The sequence below is a fragment of the Caldalkalibacillus mannanilyticus JCM 10596 genome, assembly GCF_000615945.1.
Classification (GTDB): Bacteria; Bacillota; Bacilli; order Caldalkalibacillales; family JCM-10596; genus Bacillus_AT; species Bacillus_AT mannanilyticus.
The window spans coordinates 36,954-59,407 of the sequence record NZ_BAMO01000003.1 but is presented as its reverse complement, the minus strand read 5'-3'; the positions used below and the strand labels follow the sequence as shown (position 1 = coordinate 59,407).

The window sequence follows — 22,454 nt, the reverse complement described above, 5'->3', positions numbered from 1 at the left end:
GTTTCACTTTCACTTTCACTTTCACTTTCACTTTGACTCAGAGGACTCTCTATACTATAATTATAATGTTATGGATTTTTTCCAATGAGGTGAGACTGATGTACGATCGTTTACAATCACTAGAGGATCGTTACGAAGACCTGAGTCAGCTTTTGTGTGACCCGGCCGTAGCAAGTGATCCCAAGAAGTTAAGAGAATATTCCAAAGAACAATCCAATCTAGAGGATACGGTTCAGTGTTACCGTGAATATAAAGAAGTGGTGGACCAGTTACAAGATGCGAAGTCCTTGCTCGAAGAGAAGCTAGATGACGAAATGCGAGATATGGTCAAAATGGAAATCTCCGAGTTATCTGAGCGCAAAGAAGAGTTAGAAGGTCGCTTGAAGATCTTGCTTCTACCTAAGGACCCCAATGATGATAAGAACGTTATCGTCGAAATTCGTGGTGCAGCTGGTGGAGATGAGGCTGCCTTATTTGCTGCTGATTTATATAAAATGTATACAAGATTTGCAGATAGCCAAGGCTGGAAAACAGAAATGATTGAAGCTAGTCTGAATGACGTTGGAGGCTATAAAGAAGTGATCTTCTCAATCAATGGAAATGGAGCCTACAGTAAGCTGAAGTACGAAAGTGGAGCCCATCGAGTTCAACGTATTCCAACAACGGAATCAGGCGGTCGCATTCATACCTCTACAGCTACTGTTGCTGTTCTTCCTGAGGTAGAAGATGTCGAGGTAGAAATCCATGATAAAGATATTCGAGTCGATTTGTTCTGTTCCAGTGGGGCAGGTGGACAAAGTGTTAATACAACTCAGTCCGCTGTACGTCTTACACATATTCCAACAGGAACAGTTGTTACCTGTCAGGATGAGAAGTCACAGCACAAGAATAAGGATAAGGCGATGAAGGTATTACGTGCCCGAATTTTTGATAAGATGATGCAGGAAGCTCAGTCTGAATATGCTGGCATTCGTAAATCTGCGGTAGGAACTGGAGATCGAAGTGAGCGTATTCGTACGTATAATTTTCCTCAAAGTCGTGTGACGGATCATCGGATTGGATTAACCTTGCATAAGCTAGATACCGTGCTTAACGGAGACCTTGGTGAAATCATCGATACTCTTATTGTTCATGAACAGGCAGAACAATTAAAGAAGGTTGAATCCTAATGCAAAAGCCAACTACGTATAGAGAAGCCCTTCACAGGGCTTCTTCTTTATTAGAGCAGAATCAATTAAATCCTAAAATAGCAGAGTGGCTTATGCTGCATGCCGCGCAGATAGAACGTAGGGAATGGCTAGAGAAGTTGAATGACATCATTTCTGTTTCGCTGCTAGACATCTACATAAGTTGGATAAGACGGGTTATAGAGGGGGAGCCTTATCAGTATATCACCGAAGTTGAAGAGTTTTATGGGCGAGAATTTCATGTCAATTCTGCTGTCTTGATTCCACGTCCAGAAACTGAGCTGTTGGTTGAACATGTATTAGCGTATCGTCAGGAGGTCTGGCCTGCTTTGCAACAGGATCAGCAAATAAAAGGCGTTGATGTAGGAACAGGAAGCGGAGTCATTGCGATTAGTTTGGCCTTGGAAGACCCGAAGCTAGAGATGCTGGCCGTTGATCTTTCAGAGAGTGCCCTCGAGGTCGCCCAAAAAAATGCCGATCGTTGGAGAGCACAAGTGCAATTCTTGCCTAGCGATCTCTTGACAAGCTTGCAACAAGCCCAAGAAAAAGTGGATGTCATCGTTTCGAATCCTCCCTATATTCCCTATCGTGATAAAGCAACCCTAGCTCGTAATGTGGTGGATTTTGAACCGCATTTGGCTTTATTTGCTGATCAAGAGGGCTTATCTTGTTATCGTCAAATTGTAGAGCAATCACGTGACATTTTACGACGTCCAGGGCTTATTGCTTTTGAAATCGGACAGGGACAGGATGAGGCTGTTGTTCAATTGATTCACAGCGTGTATCCAGAGGCAATCTGTCAGGTGAAAGAAGATTATAATAGGATCAAGCGGATGGTCTTTGCCATCGTTCGATAGAAAAACGAATGTAAAGTAACGAATTCAAATTAATTCTCTCAGACATGTTTAGATTTACTAGAATCAGACTATGCTATAGCTAGAGAAAGGAATCTAGTGTCTGAGAGGAGATTATGATAATGATTAGAATCCATGGTCGTTTAAGATATAGATTGACGATTTACCTTATTACTAGTTTACTAGTTTTGGTTATGAGCTGGGAACATCAGAAATACGTAGCTGCAACGGTGCTTTCGGCTCAAAACCAAAACATTGAAATTCCTGAGGAATCCATGCGGTTACGAATTTTAGCCCATAGTGATTCTGTTCGTGACCAGTGGCTTAAGCGTGAAGTAAGAGATGAGATTGTTCAACAGATTACCGAGTGGGTAGAAGAAATAGAAACGCTAGAAGAAGCGCGTGAGCAAGTCCAGCTTTCTTTACCAGAAATTGAACAAATCGTTGGACAGACGATTCAAGAACATGGCTTTGATTACACTTTTAGTGTAGAATATGGTCAAATCGCGTTTCCTTCCAAATTATATGGAAACAAGCTCTATCCTGCTGGAGAGTATGAAGGTTTGCTCGTCAAGATCGGTTATGCTCAAGGAGATAACTGGTGGTGCGTATTATTTCCTCCGTTATGCTTTGTCGATTTTGGTACAGGAGAGGTTCAAGATCCCGACCAAGAAGCAGAGGAAACGGATGAGCTAGAGAAAGAGGAAGACCAGGATCAAATTCAGGATCAAGTTCAAGACAAGGCAGAAGAGAGTGCACAAGATCAAATTGAAGTTCGCTTCTTTTTAGTAGAATTGTTTACAAAAATAAAAAACATCTTTGTTTAATACATACTATGCTGTAAAAAAGAGGAGTTATCAACATGAAAGGAACAAAATGGGATACCAAACATTGGGTTATACACAATGCTGTGGATAAAACTGTGGAAAACTTGGTGAAACATCCACATATTCAAGAAGCAGCACAGTGGATAAACAGGGATGAACTTGTTGCCTTTCCCACTGAAACGGTCTATGGATTAGGGGCAAATGCCTTGTCAAATCAAGCTTCTATGAAAATTTTTGAAGCCAAAGGGCGCCCAAGTGATAATCCACTTATTGTCCACATTGCCCATCTGGAACAGCTTGATGGTGTTGTGGATAACATTCCTCCTCTGGCAGAAAAATTAATGAAAACCTGCTGGCCAGGTCCTTTAACTTTAGTTTTAGCCAAAGGAAGGAATGTATGTCAGACCGTTACAGCTGACTTATCCACAGTAGCTGTGCGTATGCCTGATCACCCTGTAGCCCTAGCTCTCATATTAGCTAGTGGCAAACCACTAGCGGCACCAAGTGCCAACCGTTCAGGGAAGCCGAGCCCAACTTCAGCCGAGCATGTTCTTCATGATCTAAATGGACGTATCTCAGGGGTACTAGATGGAGGAATGACAGGGGTGGGTGTCGAATCGACGGTTGTCGACGTCACAGAAGAAATCCCGATGATTCTCAGACCTGGAGGGGTCACCAAGGAACAGCTCGAGCAGATTGTGGGAGAAGTGCGTGTTGATCCGGCTCTGCAAGCGGAAGGGCTAGATGTACGGGAAAAACCCAGATCTCCGGGTGTAAAGTATCAACACTATGCGCCAGAAGGCGACATGTGGTTAGTTGGATTAGAGCAAGGGCTTGAATGGATGCAGCAAAAAATCCGTCAACTTGTACGTGAGGATAGGTTGAAAGGCTATCGTGTAGGTGTACTAACAACAGATGAAGGAATGTCAGGCTACGAAGCAGATACGGTTCTATCTGTGGGCAAGCGCGAGGACTTATCCACAGTAACCCAGAGGATATATCATGTTCTAAGAGAATTTGACCAACAAGGAACTCAACGAATATATGCTGAAACCTTCCCTATAGAGGGCTTAGGTGCTGCTGTGATGAACCGTCTTCATAAGGCGGCGGGAGGTAAGGTAATTCGGTTCAACAGCGATCTAATATCTGAAAAATGAAGAAGCTAACAGGAGAAAACCTGTTAGCTTCTTCATTTTTTCCGAAAGTAGTTTTCCACTTCAAACGTTAACGAAATGGGAGTAGTTCAGGAGTGCTGTTTAACCATGTGTTCTACAAAAGCTAAGAAATCGGGATAGTCGGACTTCCCTTGCAAAAATTGTGCTACTTCGCTTAATGGAGATAGCACCACATCCCTTTTTTTAGAATAAAGGAGAGTATAAGGTGAGGTGTGTCTATATTCCTCAGCCAGATTGGATGAATGTTGATAGACAGAATGAAATTCATACCAGCAAAAATCCTCTTGGATCTTACTTTTAATTACTTCTCCAATATACGCCCCAATTCTGGACACAAGATGATCAAAATGCTCATTTAAAAGCGCTTGACCCTGTTCTGTAGTCAATAATCGATTTACATACAGATCTATATACCGAATACTTTCAATGGTGAAATCTAAATTCCTTTTCGTGAGATTCTCTTGGTCCCAAGCATCGTCTGATACATCATCATACATTAACTTTGCAATTCCTTTTAAAGGATCTTTTACTAGCTTTGTTTTTTTCAAGAAACTAAACATTCTAGCACCTCTATTTTGCCAGTATTTTGAGCAAAACTTTATTCATATTTAATTTTGCTAACTCTCTAAGGGCTAGTTTTCTAAAGAAACGATCACCAGCATTTTGAAAATGATCTATTGATTTATAAAGATCATCTCTATTTTGATGAATATAATAGGAAAAATACAAATAATAGGCCTTTAGTTGTTCATTTAGTTGATCGAAAGAGATTTTGTGCAGGTGTGCTAAAGCCAACTCTTTTTCCCCTTTTATGATGTAGTAACTAACCGCGTTAAGAACGTCGTGTGGTCGTAGAGATTCAAAATCAATGTGTTCGGGTGCTTTGTTCCACACGAAGTCAAGGAGATTTAGGGATTGTAAAGCCCATCTAGGATGTTTGAAGATGGTAAGAAAATGATGGTGTGCTTTAAGTAAGTAGGATTTTGACAGCTCATAATCTGTATATAAATATGTTTCACCCATCAGTTGATAGCCAGAAGCAATAAGGACTCGGGCATTCTCCTGCTCGATCATTTGCTTTGCAGACTCCCTGCATTCCTCTACTTCATCATTGTATAATTTGGTTATAGCATGCAATTGATTACTTCGTACTAGATAAGATTTCTTCAAAAAATCAGATTCTATCCTTTTAATGGCTACTCTCAATCTTCGGGCAAGCTCGTCCATCGGTTTAAAATCCCTTTTATCATAATAGAGCATCATCCGTAATAAGATTTTATAGGCTTTCATTTCAATTGATTTTGTTTTAAGTTCATCAAGCTGTTCAAGTACATGATCGGGGTCTGAAACAGCTCGCAACGAACCAATGAAGTAGACATTGGCCCATTCTGGATCAACATCCCTCATTTTTGTTATTAGTTCTTCACGTTGAGGTAGGGAATTGGCAACGCAATATTCTAAAGCGACTTTCATTTCTTCTGAGCGCTTTGCCGTAAGAGCGTAATCTCCCATCAAGTCAAATTCTTTATCAGGGACAATCTCTCGGATTATGCTTAATGTTGAAAGGAAGTTCAGTCTAGCTTTTCCTTGCAACCATTTAGAGATATGAGTATCATGGACGTCCGCTATTTTGGCTATGTGTCGATTTGAAATTTCGTATTTGTATATGTACTCTCGAATGAATTTATATAAATGAATACTCACCTTTTGTCCCCTCCCCTTTTGATCCTTCAAAAAGTGGTCTTGCTCATTATTCTACACCCATATTCCAAATAATTCCACAACAAAATAACGCTTACTATTTGACAGACTGAAAAGAATCGATTTATAATATGACTGACTATCAGTCATTATTTAAAAGAGTTGGGGCAGTAGAAAAATATGAGAGTATGAAAGTAAAGGAGAGGTGAATGAGGTATGTCTGTTTTTTCGAAGCCCTCTGGGCCAAAAAGTATTCCGTTATTAGGGAATATGGTAGACTTCGGTAAAGATCCACTTCAGTTTTTAACCAAATGTGCTCAAGAATTTGGAGAGATTACACGCTTTAAGCTGGAAAGGGATCATGATGTCTTCCTGATTACGAATCCTGATGATATTGAGTATGTCTTAATGAATAAGGAGAATCATTTTTCGAAAGGGTACCAACGTGATCCAGTCATGAAGCTGCTATTGGGGAATGGACTTGTCACTAGTGAAGCTCGTTTTGGCTTAAACAACGCCGCTTATCTCAACCTGCCTTTCAACCCAAGCGCATCGCAAGTTATGCAGATACGATTGTTGAATTGGGTGAACGGATGATCCATTCTTGGGAAGAAGATCAGGTGCGTGATATCCACCATGATATGATGCAATTGACGATGAACATTGCAACCAAGACCCTTTTTGACCTGGACTTAGAGGAGGATAGTTCTCATGAATCGAGCGAGGCACTTGATATTGTTTTCGCTGAATTTAACAAGCAAATGACGAACATCTATAAGCATGTATTAACCTCCATTGGATTGGGCAGATTCGTTCCTCCCGTTAGTCGTCGTTATCAAGAAGCTGTAGAACGGCTTGATCAGGTGATCTATTCGATTATCGAGGAGAGAAGAAAAGATCCAAGAGATCGGGGAGATTTACTCTCCAAGCTGATTTCGACACAGGATGAGGAAGGAACGGTCATGACAGATCAACAGCTTCGTGATGAAATCATTACGCACTTTCTGGCAGGACACGAAACCACAGCCAATACCTTAAGTTGGGCTTGGTATTTATTAGGGCAGAATCCTGCTGTTGCAGAGCGTCTATTTACAGAGATCAGAGAGGTTCTTGGAGATCGTTTGCCTACATATGCTGATTTACCTCGTTTAACCTATGTAGAGCAAGTGATTAAAGAAACACTACGTATTCAGCCGACAGTGTGGTGGATTTCTAGAAGAGCGGAACAAGAAGTAAACCTTGCGGGATACCGTATCCCTGTAGGATCTGAAATTGCCATGAGTCAATGGGTGATGCACCGCGATCCGCGTTATTTCGATGAACCGTTGACTTTTTCACCTGAGAGATGGAATAATGACAATAATATTCCTTCAAAGTTTGTCTATTTTCCCTTTGGAGGAGGACCTAGGGTTTGTATCGGAAGTCATTTCGCCATGATGGAGTCTGTTTTGTTGTTGACGATGATTGCCAATCACTATCGCATTGAATTAGTTAAGGGTCATCCAATAGAACTGGAGCCGTCCATAACATTAAGACCCAAGCACGGCGTTAAAGTCATTCCTCATAAGAGAACTTAAAGAATACAAGAGGGTGGTGGTTACGATTGGAAATAAAAAACAAGATCGTCGAGTACAAATCCTAGCTGCTGCCCGCGAAGTATTAGCTGAAAAAGGGTTAGATGCCACTAAGATTTCGGATATTGTAAAAAAAGCGGGGGTCGCTCAGGGTACATTTTATCTTTATTTTGAAACAAAAAATTCATTGGTACGAGCTTTAGAAGAAGAGATGCTCGAAGTTGTTTTTAAGGAAATAGGATTGATTATTGACCAATATAGCTCTTTTGACCAAGCCATGGCAAAATGTATTGAAGTGGCTTTTTATCGAATGGCTGATTATGATGACATTTTCTTTATCATTAATAATGGATGCGGTATTGAAGCCGACCCCTTAGAGTGGGAAAGATTATGTGCTCCTTACTACACGCTGATGGAGGGCTATATTTTGAAGTGGCAGGAACAAGGTGAATTAGATCCTATACTTAACCCCAGGATTACAGCCAGATTAATCGTTTCTTTAACAGAAAAAGCCGTACAGGACTATTTCATTCATCCTTCCGAACACACCATCGATAGCTATATTGCCAATGTCGTTCGCTTTGTCTTAAAAGCATTAAAGCCCTAGGAAAAATAAGCTGACCCCATCTCGTAATATCGGATGGGGATTTTTCATGGCTTTTAAAAAGGCAAGAGCCTGTACTTTTTCCTTTCATCTCTGCATATTCTGTGAGAGACAGGGGGGAGAAAGGATGCCGTATCAGTCAGGGGAATTTATGGCGTTATGCTTTATGGCAGTGGCTTTAGGGATGGATGCATTTTCGATGAGTATTGGCTTAGGAATGAGAGGCATAAGGTTACTGCATGTTGTCAAAATCAGTATGATGAATGGCTTATTTCATATCATTATGCCTTTTCTAGGGATGATCGTTGGGCGGTTTCTAAGCTCTTTTATGGGGGATATAGCGGTAACCATAGGAGGGGTCCTCTTAATTTTCTTTGGTTTTCATATGATTTATTCCTCCTTATTTGGAGAAGATAAGGTGTCTTGGATCAGCGGCACTCCTTGGGGGCTTCTTCTTTTTTCCCTAGGAGTGAGTATGGATGGGTTTTCTGTAGGCTTATCTCTGGGCATGTTTGCCGTCAATACTTGGCTAAGTCTGCTTTGTTTTGGTCTATTTGGCTTTCTACTGACAGCCTGTGGCTTATTATTGGGCAGGAGATTAAGGGGCTGGATTGGTCAATATGGAGAAGCTTTTGGCGGTATGATTCTACTTGCCTTTGGTATTAAATTTCTCATATGATGAAAGATAATATAGAATAGAGAAAAAAGTAGATGAAAGTAGGGGTAGAAAATGATGCATGTGCTATTTGTGTGTACCGGAAACACGTGTCGAAGTCCTCTAGCTGAATATCTATTACGTTCCAAGGCAGGGGAGCAGCTAGAGGTGAAGTCTGCTGGAGTAGCTGCCTATTCGGGTGACCAAGCCTCCTCTCATGTGATCAAGCTGTTAGAAGAAAAGGGAATAGCTGCTAAGCATAGTTCGCAGATCGTAACGGAGGAGCTGATGCACTGGGCGGATCTTATCCTAACCATGACTACTTCTCACAAACTGCGTTTACTTCAGCAATTTCCCTACAAGGCGGATCATATTTTCACCTTAAAAGAATATGTAGATCCTTCTGGTTCGTCTTTAGATATTTCAGATCCCTTCGGAGGAGATCTTGAAGTATATAGGAGCACATTAGAAGAATTAGAACAGCTATTAGATCCCTTATTAGAGAAGCTGCATCATGAACAAGATTCCTCCACTTAGAGAGAAAAGATACATGAACAATACGTTCAATTAGGGTATAATAAGAACAGCATTTACTATGATGACATGGTCCTTCAATGAGCAATCATACATAAAAATGAAAAATGTCAGGGAAAGGAATGATGGTGGGATGAGAATTGCACTTGCTTCTGATCATGGTGGGCTTAAAATTAAAGAGGAAATTAAGCATTTGCTGGAGGATTTAGGATTCCAATACGAAGATTTCGGGTGTGAATGTTCGAATTCAGTTGATTATCCAGATTACGCTCTTCCTGTGGCAGAAAAAGTGGTGGGCGGTGAATTTGATCGCGGGATCTTAGTATGTGGTACTGGAATCGGGATGTCTATAGCCGCTAACAAGGTAAAAGGGGTACGTTGTGCCTTGGTTCATGATACGTTTAGCGCCAAAGCAACTCGCCAGCATAATGATAGCAACATTCTTGCCTTAGGAGAAAGAGTGATAGGTCCGGGCTTGGCTCGTGAGATTGTGAAGGTATGGCTAGAAACCGAATTTGAAGGTGGGCGTCACGCTACAAGAGTGGACAAAATTACAGCACTTGAGGCGAAGTAAACATGATGGAAACAGAGCAATTACATTCCATATATCAAGGGACGCAGCAGGTGTTAACGGAACTACTAGATACATTTCCTTTGACCGAAGAGCACATTCTTGTGTTGGGTGTAAGCACTAGTGAAGTGATCGGTTCCAATATAGGAACCAGCGGAACAGAAGAAGTTGCGGCAGTGATCTATCGAGCCGCTTCTGAATTTCAAGAGAAATATCAGTTCCACCTTGCTTTTCAATGTTGTGAGCACCTGAATCGAGCCCTTGTGCTTGAAAAAAAGACAGCAAAACAGTTTCAATTAGAGGAAGTAACCGTTGTGCCTGTTCCTAAAGCAGGTGGTGCGATGGCATCGTATGTGTACAAGCAGTTACAACATCCAACGATGGTAGAACATATTCGAGCGGATGCTGGAATTGATATCGGTGATACATTTATCGGTATGCACCTTAAGCATGTGGCTGTTCCTCTTCGCAGTTCTTTAAGAAACATCGGGGAAGCTCATGTAACGATGGCAATCACAAGACCCAAGCTCATTGGTGGGGCACGTGCGGTTTACATAATTTCTACAGAAAAAGAATAATTCAGGAGGGAAAGAAACATGTCAGTATTAAAAAACCAAGATCCAGAAATTTTTCAATCTATTCAGGATGAGCTTGCTCGTCAGAGAGACAAAATCGAGCTAATTGCATCAGAAAACTTTGTTAGTGAAGCTGTTTTAGAAACCATGGGAACTGTTTTAACGAACAAATACGCAGAAGGGTATCCAGGACGTCGATATTATGGCGGATGTGAGCATGTCGATGTAGCAGAAAACCTAGCGCGTGATCGCATTAAGCAGTTATTTGGCGCAGAGCATGCCAATGTGCAGCCCCATTCTGGAGCACAGGCGAACATGGCTGTTTATTTTACCGTCTTAAAGCCTGGAGATACTGTACTTGGCATGAACCTTTCACATGGGGGACATTTAACACACGGAAGCCCTGTTAACTTTTCAGGGAACCTCTATAACTTTGTAGAATATGGGGTTGACGAAACAGAGCATCGTATTAACTATGATGATGTTCGTGCTAAGGCGAAAGAACATCAGCCTAAGCTGATTGTAGCTGGAGCAAGTGCATACCCACGTGAAATTGATTTTGCTAAGTTTAAGGAAATTGCCGATGAAGTAGGAGCTCTTTTCATGGTAGATATGGCGCATATTGCGGGTCTAGTAGCTGCTGGAGTTCATCCATCTCCTGTTCCTTATGCTGATTTTGTTACATCTACAACGCACAAGACACTTCGCGGTCCACGTGGAGGATTAATTCTATGTAAGGAAGAATATGCGAAGGCAATTGATAAATCTGTCTTTCCTGGGGTACAAGGAGGACCTTTAATGCATATTATTGCGGCAAAAGCAGTTGCATTTAAAGAAGCCCTAAGTCCAGATTTCAAAGGCTATGCAGAAAAAATTGTGGAGAATGCGAAGCAATTGGCGGCGAGCTTAAAAGAGCATGGTTTTAAGCTTGTTTCTGATGGGACAGATAACCACTTGATTCTTATTGATGTCCGCAACTTGAACTTAACTGGGAAGGTAGCAGAGCATTTACTTGATGAAGTGGGAATTACATGTAATAAAAACTCCATTCCTTATGACACAGAAAGCCCATTTGTAACGAGTGGAATTCGTATTGGTACAGCAGCTGTAACCTCTCGAGGCTTTGATCTTGAAGCCATGAAGGAAATTGCTAACATCATGGCGATTTCTCTTAAAAATCCTGAGGATGAAGGGAAACAAAAAGAAGCTGCCCAGAGAATAGAGGCTCTGACCAAGAGATTTGCGTTATATCCAAATAAATAAAAATAAGCAGAGGAAGTCTAAAAGGTCTTATTTAAAAATAAAGGAGTTTATTCATGAGCAAAGTGTACGTATTTGATCATCCCTTAATCCAACACAAGTTAACCTACATCCGAGATAAACATACAGGGACCAAAGAATTCCGTGAGTTAGTTGATGAGGTTGCAGGTCTTATGGCTTATGAGATCACACGTGATATGCCGCTAAAAGAGGTCGAAGTTGAAACTCCTGTGGCAAAATGCACCTCGTATAAACTAGCAGGTAAAAAACTAGGTCTTGTACCGATTCTGCGTGCGGGCTTAGGAATGGTTGATGGAATTCTTAAGCTGATACCAGCTGCAAGAGTAGGGCATGTAGGCTTATATCGTGATCCAGATACTTTAGAAGCTGTAGAGTATTACGTGAAGCTTCCAAAAGATGTGGAGGAAAGAGAGTTTATCGTGATCGATCCGATGCTTGCAACTGGTGGTTCAGCCGTTGCTGCTATTAACTCATTAAAAAAGCGTGGAGCTGTTAATATTAAATTAATGTGTTTAATTGCAGCGCCAGAAGGAATTAAAAAAGTAGAAGAAGCTCATCCAGATGTCAACATTTATATTGCTGGCGTAGAGAGAAGCTTAATGATCATGGTTATATTGTACCTGGTCTTGGTGACGCTGGAGATCGCTTATTTGGTACTAAATAAGGAGAATACAGATGTCTAAGAAAATCAAAGTAATGTCCGTATTCGGGACAAGACCTGAGGCCATTAAGATGGCACCGCTCGTGCATGAATTAAGAAAACATCCTGAGCAAATCGAAGCGTATGTGACTGTGACAGCTCAACATCGTCAAATGCTGGATCAGGTATTAGAGATTTTTGAGATTACTCCAGATCATGATCTAAACATCATGCAGAATCGCCAAACCTTAACGGATGTAGTGACAAGAGCGTTAAGCGGTCTAGATGAAGTGATGAAGGAAGTAGAACCTGATATGGTATTGGTTCATGGAGATACAGCGACTTGTTTTATTGCTAGCTTAGCTGCTTTTTATAATCAGGTAGCAGTGGGGCATGTCGAGGCAGGATTGCGTACACATAATAAATATTCTCCGTTTCCTGAAGAGATGAATCGTCAGCTTGCGGGAGTACTTGCTGATTTGCATTTTGCTCCTACTACTCAGTCGGCTCAGAATCTATTACGAGAGAATAAGCCGGAAGAGTTAATCTATATTACGGGAAATACGGCGATTGATGCCTTGAAAACCACGGTAAGAGAGGATTATCAGCATCCGATCCTAGAGCAGGTAGGGGAGGATCGCTTGATTCTCATGACAGCTCATCGTCGGGAAAATCTAGGTGAACCTATGCGACAAATGTTTAAGGCGATTAAACGTTTGGTTGATGAGCATCAGGATACCCAAGTGGTCTATCCTGTTCACCTTAATCCTGCTGTGCAAGAGGTTGCTAATGAGATATTAGGGAATGATCCTAGAATCCATTTGATTGAGCCTTTAGATGCTTTAGATTTTCATAACTTTGCCGCTCGTTCGTATCTCATTCTGACTGATTCTGGTGGTGTGCAGGAAGAAGCACCTTCCCTAGGCGTTCCTGTCCTTGTCTTACGGGATACGACGGAACGTCCAGAAGGAATTGCAGCAGGCACCTTGAAGCTAGCTGGAACGGAGGAAGAAACGATTTATCAGTTAGCGAAAGAGCTTCTAACAGATGAAGCGGCTTATCAAGCCATGGCTAAGGCATCCAATCCGTATGGAGATGGTGAAGCATCAAGAAGAATTGTCGAGGCAATCCTTTATTATTTTCAACAGAGCAACCAGAAGCCTGATGAATTCACTGTCTAAACCGTTTCTAAAAAAGAGCATTCAGTTGATCATGACTGATGCTCTTTTTTTCAAACAATAGATTCAAAAAAATGTAAGCGCTTAAATAAAGTGCTATAATAGAAAAGGAAAATGAAATGAAGGGGGAAGGGTTTACATGAGAGAGGTTGCTATTGTAAGCGCTGCAAGAACAGCGATTGGAAATTTTGGAGGAAGCTTAAGTCAAGTACCTGCTACAGAGCTTGGTGCTACTGTAATAAAAGAAGTACTGCATCGAGCAGGTGTATCACCAGAGCAAGTAGATGAAGTGATTATGGGAAATATTCTGCAAGCAGGGCTAGGACAGGGGCCGGCGCGTCAAGCGGCGATTCGAGCTGGGCTTCCTCATCATGTCCCGTCCATGACCATCAATAAATTATGCGGTTCTGGATTGAAAGCGATTCATCTTGCTTCACAAGCGATCCAACTTGGAGAAGCAGATGTCGTTATTGCTGGTGGAATGGAAAACATGAGTCTAGCTCCTTATCTATTACCCAAAGCAAGAACAGGGTTTCGAATGGGAGATCAAACGGTCGTAGATAGTATGATTCACGATGGATTAATGTGTTCCGTCAATCAATATCACATGGGAATTACCGCTGAAAACCTTGCTGAAAAGTACGGAATCACGAGAGAGGAACAGGATGCTTTTGCCGCATTTAGCCAACAGAAAGCGGAAAAAGCGCTGCAAGAAGGGCGCTTTAAAGACGAAATTGTGGCTGTAGAGCTTCCTCAACGAAAAGGAGATCCTCTTCTTTTTGATACAGATGAATTTCCGAAAGCAGGCTCCACAGCAGAAGGACTTGGAAAACTAAGAGCTGCCTTCAAGAAGGATGGGACGGTAACAGCAGGGAACGCGTCAGGACTCAACGACGGGGCAGCAGCTGTCTTGCTTATGTCTGTGGAGAAAGCACAGGAGTTAGGAATCAAACCGATGGCTGTGATCAAGGCGAATGGTCATGCAGGAGTAGATCCTGCTATAATGGGAATAGGTCCTGTACCAGCCACTGAAAAAGCCCTGCATAAATTAGGTCTAAGCCTAAAGGATATAGACTTAATAGAAGCGAATGAAGCCTTTGCAGCACAATCATTAGCTGTAGGGAAGGAATTAGGGTGGAATCCTGACATCGTCAATGTAAATGGAGGAGCGATTGCACTAGGGCATCCAGTTGGAGCAAGCGGAGCCAGAGTGCTAGTCACATTGCTCTATGAAATGCAAAAAGGAGAAGCAAAAAGAGGATTGGCTACCTTATGTATCGGTGGAGGTCAGGGAGTGGCAACTATAATAGAAAGAGTGTGATGTATATGAGAGAAGTAAAAACAAATGAAGAATTTAATCAAGTGATTTCTGAAGGGATTATAGTGGTAGAATTTTTTGCAGATTGGTGTCCTGATTGTCACCGAATTGATCCATTTATGCCAGAGGTAGAGGAAGCGTATAAGCCTAAATTGAACATGGTGAAGGTAAATCGAGATGTCCTTCCAGAAAAATCTCAAGAGCTAGATGTGATGGGGATTCCAAGCTTTATTGCTTTTAAGGATGGGAAGGAAACAATTCGTTTTGTTAGTAAGCTATCTAAATCAAGAGAAGAGATTGAACAGTTTTTAGACCGTGTGGTACAGGTTTCTGAGGAATTGTAGATTGGAAGTTCTGAATTCACGAAGTGTGATTTAGGTCACAAAAATTTCACAATTAAAAGTAAATCAACTAATCCGAGTTGTTTAGCGTGTGATAGACTGAAATAGTGGGTCAATCTGCGTTGACAAACATATGTGACTATTGTACGATATTACAGGTATGTTTTATTATTCACAAGCAGGTATATATTCACCTAATGAGCAAATACTTACTCTATGTATAGATATCACCTAGGTAAGGGGAGGATCTATTTGGCAGAACCTAGTTCACCTTGGAAAGCCCTTTCACTCGTTAGTCTGATAGGTATTGACATTGCCTTTTGTACTGTTTTAGGCTATTGGATTGGCGGGAAGGTAGATGCTTGGTTAGGAACAGCTCCCTTTGGCTTAATTATTGGGGTGCTTGTAGGTTTGGCCTCTGGAATTCTTAGTATGATTCCAGTAGTAAAAAAGTACTCAAAGGATTTGGGATAGTGGAAGAGTATATCAGGCAAGTCAAAAGACTCTCAATAACGTTATGTTCAGTCCTCATAGCTAGTGTCATTCTATGGCTCCTTACCTCTTATTCTACATGGGTTGCTGGGTTTGCATTAGGCTTATTTATCGGTTTGTTTAATACGCTCCTAACAGGGATCAAAGTACATAGATTTAGTGAAGCAATAGCACAGGGTGGAAGAAGAGCTGGATTAGGGATGGCAACGCGTTTCTCTATGGCGATTTTGGGTGCCTCATTGCCACGCGCTTTCCGGAGCATGTAAGCGTGGTCGGTTTAATTGTAGGAATCCTAGCTACACAAGTATTCGCCGTTGGCGATGCTATATATTTTCAGAAAAAGAACCAACATACATCACAAATAGGGGAAAGGGGTGAATAAATCATGGAACATAACGATCCAGTCATAGAGCTGTTTAAAGGTTTTAGCCTAAATCTTTCAACAGCGCTTATGGTTACGATTACTGCAATTATTGTATTCGCTATTTGCTATGCTGGAGCTAGAAATGCGACTTCAGGGAAACCATCTGGAATGCAGAACTTTATGGAATGGGTTATTGACTTTATTAGAGGAACCATTGCTTCGACAATGGATATGAAGAAGGGTGAGAAATTTGTGGCATTAGCTACAACACTTATCATGTTTATCTTCGTAGGTAACTTCTTAGGAATTCCATTTTCCATTTCTGTCAATACAGAAACTTGGGGCCATCATACTTTGTTTTGGAAATCTCCAACAGCAGACCCTCATGTTACATTAACTTTAGCGATGGCAATGATCGTACTCACTCATGTTTTCGGTATCAAATATACCGGATTTAAAGACTATCTCTTACATTATTTCAAGCCACAGTCATGGCAATTCCCTCTACATATTATTGAGGAATTTACGAAGACCTTAACGCTTGGTCTGCGTTTGTTTGGTAACATCTATGCCAAAGAAGTATTGCTTGCAATGCTTGCAGGAGCAGCTGGGTATGGAATGTTGGCAGCAGCACTACCACTTTTAGTCTGGCAAGCATTTGGAATTTTTGTAGGAGCTATTCAGGCTTTCGTTTTTACAGTATTGACCCTAGTATACATTTCACAAAAAGTGCAGCATGATCACTAATCTTAAGAAGGTTATGTAATTAGCTTTGGATTCTTAATCTCAGCTATGCTTGGGATTTGAATTATATACTTATATAAAATTTTGTTTTTTCATATTTTGAAGGGAGGATTTACAAATGAGTTTAGGAGTATTAGCAGCGGGTATCGCAGCAGGTTTAGCCGCAATCGGTGGAGGTATTGGAGCAGGGATTCTAGTAAGTAAAACAGTTGAGGCGATTGGTCGTCAACCAGAAGCACGTGGAGTTCTTTCCACTACAATGTTTATCGGTATCGGTCTATTAGAGGCGATTCCAATTATGGCAATCGTTATTGCGTTTATTGCATTAGGACAATAATCATCTCTAGAGATTAAAGTACTTATGGCGAGGTCCAAGGGTCTTCGCCATTCCTTTATGTCCCTAAAACATAAAACTAGATGAATTAGGAATCTAGAAAGGAGTGAATCATTGTGTTGGAATTTATCTCAGCCCCTGCAGAAGAGGGAGCAGGCTTATTAGGAAGTGTAGAATGGGGAACGATGTTCTTTTCGCTCTTCATTTTTATGATATTGTTATTACTTCTTCGTAAATACGCTTTTGGACCGTTGATGGGTGTTATGGAAGAGCGTCAAACTCAGATCGCGAATGACATTGCCACAGCGGAACAAAACCGTTTAGAAGCACAAAAGCTAATTGCTGAGCAGCAAACGGCACTGGAAAAGGCTCGTAAGGATGCACAGCAAGTACTAGATAATGCACGAGTAACAAGTGAGAAACAAGCCGCTGAAATTCAACGTCAGGCACGTGAAGATGCGGAACAATTTAAGAAAGTAGCTCGCGATGAAATCACTCGTGAGAAGGAACAAGCTGTGGAAGCATTACGTACTCAAGTAGGAGCACTATCTGTTTTATTAGCTACTAAAGTGATTGAAAAAGAACTAGATCAGAAGCAACAAGAAAAATTGATTGCTGACTATCTAAAAGAGGTAGGGAATAAATAATGAGTGGAGCTATAGCGAAACGTTATGCAAAAGCCTTATTTGAAATCGTAGCCCAACAGGGAGCGCTTGATTCAGTAGAGCAAGAACTGACGCTGATCCGTCAAGCTCTGAATGATAACCCTGCTTTTGTTCAACTGCTTCATCATCCACAGATTGATAAACAAGTAAAAAAACAAGAGTTCACGACGATCTTTGGTGGAGCCGTATCTCAAACCATGGTGAACTTTATGAGCTTACTTATTGATAATAATCGAGAAGAGCATATTGAAGACATTCTGGACAGCTTTGTGCGTTTTGCGAACAAAGAGCGTGGTCTAGAGGATGCTTATGTGACCTCGATTCAACCATTAACAGATGCTGAAAAAGAAGAGATTGCTTCTCGTTTCAGTCAGATTATAAATAAGAAGATCCGTATTCACAATGTCGTCGATCCTGCTATTTTGGGTGGGATTATTGTGAAGATCGGGGATCGTCTTTTTGACGGTAGTGTAGTAGGTAAATTAAATCGCTTTAAGCGACGTGTAGAAACAACAATAAGCTAGTAGATTGGGGTGAAACGAATGAGTATCAGACCGGAAGAAATTAGTTCACTGATTAAAAAGCAAATTGAACAATACCAAGCAGAAATTGAAGTTGTTGAAGTAGGTACTGTTATCCAAATAGGGGACGGTATTGCTCGTGTACATGGACTTGAAAAAGTAATGGCAGGAGAGCTTCTTGAATTTTCTAATGGTGTTATGGGTATGGCACTTAACCTTGAAGAGGACAACGTTGGGGTTGTTATCTTAGGTCCTTATACAGAAATTCGTGAAGGTGACCAAGTGAAGCGCACAGGGCGCATCATGGAAGTACCTGTAGGTGAGGCATTATTAGGACGCGTTGTAAATCCATTGGGTCAACCACTAGATGGTCGCGGGCCTATTGCTACAACAGCTTATCGTCCAATAGAATCACCAGCTCCTGGTGTTATGGATCGTAAATCGGTTCATGAGCCAATGCAAACAGGTATTAAAGCGATTGACTCTATGGTTCCAATCGGACGTGGTCAACGTGAGTTAATTATCGGAGACCGCCAAACAGGTAAAACAGCGATTGCCTTAGATACGATCATCAACCAAAAAGGAAAAGATGTTGTCTGTGTCTATGTAGCTATTGGACAAAAGCAATCAACAGTAGCTGGGGTTGTGGAGAAGCTTCGTCAACACGATGCTCTAGATTATACAATTGTAGTGACGGCAAGTGCATCTGATCCAGCACCTCTATTATTCTTAGCACCATTTGCAGGATGTGCAATGGGTGAGTATTTCATGTATAACGGCAAGCATGTCCTTGCAGTATATGATGACCTATCCAAGCAAGCTTCTGCTTATCGTGAGCTTTCATTACTATTAAGACGTCCTCCAGGTCGTGAAGCATATCCAGGGGATGTATTCTACTTACACTCTCGTTTATTAGAGCGTGCTGCTAAGCTAAGCGATGAAAAAGGCGGCGGTTCTTTAACAGCCCTTCCTTTCATCGAAACGCAAGCAGGAGACGTATCTGCTTATATTCCAACAAACGTTATCTCCATTACAGATGGACAGATCTTCCTAGAATCTGATCTATTCTATTCAGGGGTTCGTCCAGCAGTTAACGTAGGTCTATCCGTATCTCGTGTAGGTGGATCTGCTCAAATTAAAGCAATGAAGAAGGTTGCTGGAACTCTTCGTCTTGACTTAGCTCAATACCGTGAGCTACAAGCCTTTGCTCAGTTTGGTTCTGATCTAGATAAAGCAACAGCGGCGAAGCTTACTCGTGGAGAAAGAACGGTTGAGATCCTCAAGCAAGGTGAGAATCAACCTCTAGATGTAGAAAAACAGATTATTAGTATCTATTCTGTAACAAAAGGTTTCTTAGATGAAATTCCTGTACAAGATGTGAGTCGTTTTGAAAAAGAGCTACTTGCTTTCTTTGATGGAACAAAGAGCCATTTATTAGACCATATTCGCCAAACAAAAGAACTTCCAGATCCAAAAGAATTAGACGCAGCAATTAATGAATTCAAAACAGGCTTCATTCCGTCCGTCTAAATAGATCTTGAGGAAAAGGAAAGGATGGTGAAAAAATGGCGGCAGGAACAAGAGAGATAAAACGAAGAATCAAAAGTATAAAAAACACTAGGCAGATTACCAAAGCAATGAAAATGGTTGCAGCAGCAAAGCTTCGCCGTGCGCAAGAGCGGGCAGAAAGCGCTCGTCCATATTCAGAAAAGATCAAAGAAGTGATTTCTAGTATTGCAGCTGGTACGAAAGATTTTTCACATCCAATGCTAGAAGATCGTCCAATCAAAAAGACTGGCTATCTTGTGATGTCTTCCGATCGTGGTTTAGCAGGAGGGTATAATGCTAACGTTCTTCGTTTGGTCCTTAATACGATTCGAGAAAGACATAAGTCAGAAGATGAATATGTAGTTTTTGTCATTGGAAGAAAGGGAAGAGACTTCTTCCGCAAGCGCAGGCTGCCAGTCGCAGAAGAAGTGACAGGCATAAGTGAAAATCCCACTTTAGTGGAGATTCAAGCTATAGCTGGGAAAGCAATTGGGATGTTTGCCAATCAAACGGTTGATGAACTCATCTTATTCTATAATCGTTTTGATAGTGCCATTCAACAGACCCCTGTTGAGAAGAAGCTACTTCCTCTTCAATCAGAGGATGTCTTAACTGGCAAAGTAACCGCTTATGAATATGAACCAAGCAGTGATGTCGTCTTACAAGATCTATTACCGAAGTACGCTGAAACGCTAATCTATAGTGCTTTACTTGATGCCAAGGCGAGTGAGTATGGTGCTAGAATGACAGCGATGGGGAATGCGACGGATAATGCGACTGAACTGATCGATTCACTAACTTTACAATATAACCGTGCTCGACAAGCAGCAATTACACAAGAAATTGCGGAGATTGTTGCAGGAGCTAATGCATTAAGCTAGAACGTAAGAAGGAGGGTATCTCATGTATAAAGGACGTATTGCTCAAGTAATGGGTCCCGTTGTTGACATTGAGTTTGAACGCGGACAATTACCTGATATCTATAATGCCATTACAATCAAAAAAGAAGATGGAACGATTCTTACTGTAGAGGCTGCTATCCATTTAGGAGATAATATGGTTCGTTGTGTTGCGATGGCGACAACGGATGGACTTGTTCGTGGAATGGAAGCTGTGGATGCTGGCAAAGCAATCTCAGTACCTGTAGGAAGAGCCACTCTTGGTCGTGTATTTAACGTATTAGGAGAGCCGATCGATAACAAGGGTGAGTTAAAAGCAGAAGAGAATCATCCGATTCATAGACCAGCTCCAGCGTTTGAAGAGCTTTCTACTGCCGATGAAATCTTAGAAACAGGAATCAAGGTAGTAGACTTACTTGCTCCTTATGCTAAGGGTGGTAAGATTGGTCTATTCGGAGGTGCGGGAGTAGGAAAAACCGTACTTATTCAAGAATTAATTAATAATATTGCTCAAGAGCACGGTGGATTATCTGTATTCGCAGGTGTTGGAGAGCGTACTCGTGAAGGAAATGACCTTTTCCACGAGATGAGCGATTCTGGGGTTATCGCTAAGACATCCATGGTATTCGGACAAATGAACGAGCCGCCTGGAGCACGTCTTCGCGTAGCATTAACAGGATTAACAATGGCGGAATACTTCCGTGATCGTGAAGGACAAGACGTACTTCTGTTCATCGATAACATCTTCCGCTTTACTCAAGCAGGTTCTGAGGTATCGGCATTACTTGGACGTATGCCATCTGCGGTAGGTTACCAGCCTACTCTTGCAACAGAGATGGGACAGCTTCAAGAGCGTATCACCTCAACGAAAAAAGGTTCTGTAACATCGATTCAAGCGGTCTATGTACCAGCCGATGACTATACGGATCCAGCTCCAGCTACAGCGTTTGCTCACTTAGATGCAACGACGAACCTTGAGCGTAAATTATCTGAGATGGGGATTTATCCAGCGGTGGATCCACTTGCATCTTCTTCTCGTATTTTAACTCCTGCGGTTGTAGGAGAAGAGCATTATCAAGTAGCTCGTGGCGTTCAGGCGATCCTACAACGTTATAACGAGTTACAAGATATCATTGCAATCCTTGGTATGGATGAGCTTTCTGATGAGGATAAATTAACTGTTGCTCGTGCTCGTAAGATTCAAAAGTTCTTATCTCAAAACTTCCACGTTGCGGAGCAATTTACAGGTCAACCGGGCGTATATGTTCCGTTGAAGGAAACGATCCGTAGCTTTAAAGAAGTCTTAGAAGGTAAGCATGATGAATTACCAGAGGATGCATTCTACCTCGTTGGTTCCATCGATGATGTAATAGAAAAAGCGAAAAAAATGCAGTAGGATACCCTAGATAAAGGGGAGGAATCCAGATGAATACAGTGCAAGTTGATATTGTAACACCTGAAAGAAAGGTGTTTGAAGGGCAAGCGACGATGGTGATTGCTCGTGGAGTGGAAGGGGAGCTGGGGATATTACCTGGTCATACCCCTCTCGTTACACCGTTAAAAGTAGGGGTTTTACAGCTCAAAGAAGGAACTACGGAGAAGCTGATTGCTATTAGTGGTGGATTCTTAGAAGTAAGACCTGATAAAGTAACGGTGCTGGCTGAAACAGCCGAGCTGCCTGAAGAAATCGATGTGGACCGTGCAGAGAATGCAAGACGTAGAGCAGAACAGCGACTAGCTAATCTGAACAAAAGTGATCGTGACTTTGACCATACAGAAATCGCATTAGCACGTGCCATTAATCGAATTCGAGTGGCTAAATGGAAGTAAACACAAAAAAACTCTAAGGAACTTTACAGTCCCTTAGAGTTT

27 protein-coding genes and 1 pseudogene are annotated in these 22,454 nt (G+C 41.6%); 26 read left to right on the top strand and 2 right to left on the bottom strand.

Annotated features, from left to right (window positions below; all coding sequences use genetic code 11):
* Positions 1–98 precede the first annotated feature (98 nt).
* The 4 genes from prfA to JCM10596_RS02470 all read left to right on the top strand — a co-directional run bounded on the left by prfA (position 99) and on the right by JCM10596_RS02470 (position 4,025).
* Positions 99–1,169, top strand: a complete 1,071-nt coding sequence (gene prfA, locus JCM10596_RS02485) for a peptide chain release factor 1 (RefSeq protein WP_025025778.1) — start codon at positions 99–101, stop codon at positions 1,167–1,169.
* The gene (gene prmC / locus JCM10596_RS02480) at positions 1,169–2,044 is read left to right on the top strand and encodes a peptide chain release factor N(5)-glutamine methyltransferase (RefSeq protein WP_025025777.1); all 876 of its coding nucleotides are present in this window, start codon (positions 1,169–1,171) and stop codon (positions 2,042–2,044) included. Before prfA ends, prmC begins: the two co-directional genes overlap by 1 nt.
* A gap of 119 nt (positions 2,045–2,163) precedes the next feature.
* Positions 2,164–2,868: a stage II sporulation protein R gene (gene spoIIR, locus JCM10596_RS02475; protein ID WP_025025776.1), complete on the top strand. Its 705-nt coding sequence runs from the start codon at positions 2,164–2,166 to the stop codon at positions 2,866–2,868.
* A 35-nt stretch (positions 2,869–2,903) separates the two neighbouring features.
* Positions 2,904–4,025 (top strand): L-threonylcarbamoyladenylate synthase, encoded by a 1,122-nt coding sequence (locus tag JCM10596_RS02470; protein WP_025025775.1) that lies wholly within the window; start codon positions 2,904–2,906, stop codon positions 4,023–4,025.
* An 86-nt stretch (positions 4,026–4,111) separates the two neighbouring features.
* Here JCM10596_RS02470 and JCM10596_RS02465 read toward each other — a convergent pair whose 3' ends face one another.
* Both JCM10596_RS02465 and JCM10596_RS02460 read right to left on the bottom strand, forming a co-directional pair.
* The gene (locus tag JCM10596_RS02465; RefSeq protein ID WP_025025774.1) at positions 4,112–4,603 is read right to left on the bottom strand and encodes a hypothetical protein; all 492 of its coding nucleotides are present in this window, start codon (positions 4,601–4,603) and stop codon (positions 4,112–4,114) included.
* A gap of 10 nt (positions 4,604–4,613) precedes the next feature.
* A complete protein-coding gene (locus JCM10596_RS02460; protein ID WP_025025773.1) occupies positions 4,614–5,747 on the bottom strand; it encodes an AimR family lysis-lysogeny pheromone receptor in 1,134 nt (377 codons plus the stop codon).
* A 213-nt stretch (positions 5,748–5,960) separates the two neighbouring features.
* Here JCM10596_RS02460 and JCM10596_RS30715 point away from each other — a divergent pair, with 213 nt between their 5' ends.
* The 22 genes and pseudogenes from JCM10596_RS30715 to JCM10596_RS02355 all read left to right on the top strand — a co-directional run bounded on the left by JCM10596_RS30715 (position 5,961) and on the right by JCM10596_RS02355 (position 22,412).
* Entirely contained in the window at positions 5,961–6,341 is a 381-nt protein-coding gene (locus JCM10596_RS30715; RefSeq protein ID WP_267879662.1) for a cytochrome P450, read from the top strand.
* Positions 6,296–7,321 carry a cytochrome P450 gene (locus tag JCM10596_RS23420; RefSeq protein WP_267879663.1) on the top strand — a complete coding sequence of 342 codons (1,026 nt, stop codon included), beginning with the start codon at positions 6,296–6,298 and terminating at the stop codon, positions 7,319–7,321. The genes JCM10596_RS30715 and JCM10596_RS23420 overlap by 46 nt, the downstream gene beginning before the upstream one ends.
* A 13-nt stretch (positions 7,322–7,334) precedes the next feature.
* Positions 7,335–7,925 carry a TetR/AcrR family transcriptional regulator gene (locus tag JCM10596_RS02450; protein WP_159102295.1) on the top strand — a complete coding sequence of 197 codons (591 nt, stop codon included), beginning with the start codon at positions 7,335–7,337 and terminating at the stop codon, positions 7,923–7,925.
* A 124-nt stretch (positions 7,926–8,049) separates the two neighbouring features.
* A complete protein-coding gene (locus tag JCM10596_RS02445; RefSeq protein ID WP_025025771.1) occupies positions 8,050–8,601 on the top strand; it encodes a manganese efflux pump MntP in 552 nt (183 codons plus the stop codon).
* Between the two features lie 51 nt (positions 8,602–8,652).
* The gene (locus tag JCM10596_RS02440) at positions 8,653–9,114 is read left to right on the top strand and encodes a low molecular weight protein arginine phosphatase (protein WP_025025770.1); all 462 of its coding nucleotides are present in this window, start codon (positions 8,653–8,655) and stop codon (positions 9,112–9,114) included.
* A 130-nt stretch (positions 9,115–9,244) separates the two neighbouring features.
* A complete protein-coding gene (rpiB, locus tag JCM10596_RS02435; protein WP_025025769.1) occupies positions 9,245–9,685 on the top strand; it encodes a ribose 5-phosphate isomerase B in 441 nt (146 codons plus the stop codon).
* Between the two features lie 2 nt (positions 9,686–9,687).
* Positions 9,688–10,260 (top strand): TIGR01440 family protein, encoded by a 573-nt coding sequence (locus JCM10596_RS02430; RefSeq protein ID WP_234410374.1) that lies wholly within the window; start codon positions 9,688–9,690, stop codon positions 10,258–10,260.
* An 18-nt stretch (positions 10,261–10,278) separates the two neighbouring features.
* Entirely contained in the window at positions 10,279–11,520 is a 1,242-nt protein-coding gene (gene glyA, locus JCM10596_RS02425) for a serine hydroxymethyltransferase (protein ID WP_025025767.1), read from the top strand.
* Positions 11,521–11,573: 53 nt separating this feature from the next.
* Positions 11,574–12,202, top strand: a pseudogene (gene upp, locus JCM10596_RS23415) (uracil phosphoribosyltransferase).
* Positions 12,203–12,213: 11 nt separating this feature from the next.
* Positions 12,214–13,359, top strand: coding sequence for a non-hydrolyzing UDP-N-acetylglucosamine 2-epimerase (gene wecB / locus JCM10596_RS02415; RefSeq protein ID WP_025025766.1), 1,146 nt, complete (start codon positions 12,214–12,216; stop codon positions 13,357–13,359).
* Between the two features lie 136 nt (positions 13,360–13,495).
* Entirely contained in the window at positions 13,496–14,677 is a 1,182-nt protein-coding gene (locus tag JCM10596_RS02410; protein WP_025025765.1) for an acetyl-CoA C-acetyltransferase, read from the top strand.
* Positions 14,678–14,682: 5 nt separating this feature from the next.
* Entirely contained in the window at positions 14,683–15,018 is a 336-nt protein-coding gene (locus tag JCM10596_RS02405; protein WP_025025764.1) for a thioredoxin family protein, read from the top strand.
* Positions 15,019–15,267: 249 nt separating this feature from the next.
* Complete coding sequence (locus JCM10596_RS02400; protein WP_025025763.1) at positions 15,268–15,489, top strand: AtpZ/AtpI family protein; 222 nt, start codon at positions 15,268–15,270, stop codon at positions 15,487–15,489.
* Positions 15,489–15,773 carry an ATP synthase subunit I gene (locus tag JCM10596_RS02395; protein ID WP_025025762.1) on the top strand — a complete coding sequence of 95 codons (285 nt, stop codon included), beginning with the start codon at positions 15,489–15,491 and terminating at the stop codon, positions 15,771–15,773. The genes JCM10596_RS02400 and JCM10596_RS02395 overlap by 1 nt, the downstream gene beginning before the upstream one ends.
* A gap of 119 nt (positions 15,774–15,892) precedes the next feature.
* A complete protein-coding gene (atpB, locus tag JCM10596_RS02390) occupies positions 15,893–16,618 on the top strand; it encodes a F0F1 ATP synthase subunit A (RefSeq protein ID WP_025025761.1) in 726 nt (241 codons plus the stop codon).
* 115 nt (positions 16,619–16,733) lie between these two features.
* Positions 16,734–16,952: a F0F1 ATP synthase subunit C gene (gene atpE, locus JCM10596_RS02385; protein WP_025025760.1), complete on the top strand. Its 219-nt coding sequence runs from the start codon at positions 16,734–16,736 to the stop codon at positions 16,950–16,952.
* Positions 16,953–17,068: 116 nt separating this feature from the next.
* A complete protein-coding gene (gene atpF / locus JCM10596_RS02380) occupies positions 17,069–17,596 on the top strand; it encodes a F0F1 ATP synthase subunit B (protein WP_025025759.1) in 528 nt (175 codons plus the stop codon).
* Entirely contained in the window at positions 17,596–18,138 is a 543-nt protein-coding gene (locus JCM10596_RS02375) for a F0F1 ATP synthase subunit delta (protein ID WP_025025758.1), read from the top strand. The genes atpF and JCM10596_RS02375 overlap by 1 nt, the downstream gene beginning before the upstream one ends.
* Before the next feature lie 18 nt (positions 18,139–18,156).
* Positions 18,157–19,665 (top strand): F0F1 ATP synthase subunit alpha, encoded by a 1,509-nt coding sequence (gene atpA, locus JCM10596_RS02370; protein WP_025025757.1) that lies wholly within the window; start codon positions 18,157–18,159, stop codon positions 19,663–19,665.
* Positions 19,666–19,700: 35 nt separating this feature from the next.
* Positions 19,701–20,564, top strand: coding sequence for an ATP synthase F1 subunit gamma (gene atpG, locus JCM10596_RS02365; RefSeq protein WP_025025756.1), 864 nt, complete (start codon positions 19,701–19,703; stop codon positions 20,562–20,564).
* Positions 20,565–20,586: 22 nt separating this feature from the next.
* Positions 20,587–21,978, top strand: a complete 1,392-nt coding sequence (atpD, locus tag JCM10596_RS02360) for a F0F1 ATP synthase subunit beta (protein ID WP_025025755.1) — start codon at positions 20,587–20,589, stop codon at positions 21,976–21,978.
* A gap of 29 nt (positions 21,979–22,007) precedes the next feature.
* On the top strand, positions 22,008–22,412 hold the full coding sequence (locus tag JCM10596_RS02355) for a F0F1 ATP synthase subunit epsilon (protein ID WP_025025754.1): 405 nt from the start codon (positions 22,008–22,010) through the stop codon (positions 22,410–22,412).
* Positions 22,413–22,454: the final 42 nt, after the last annotated feature.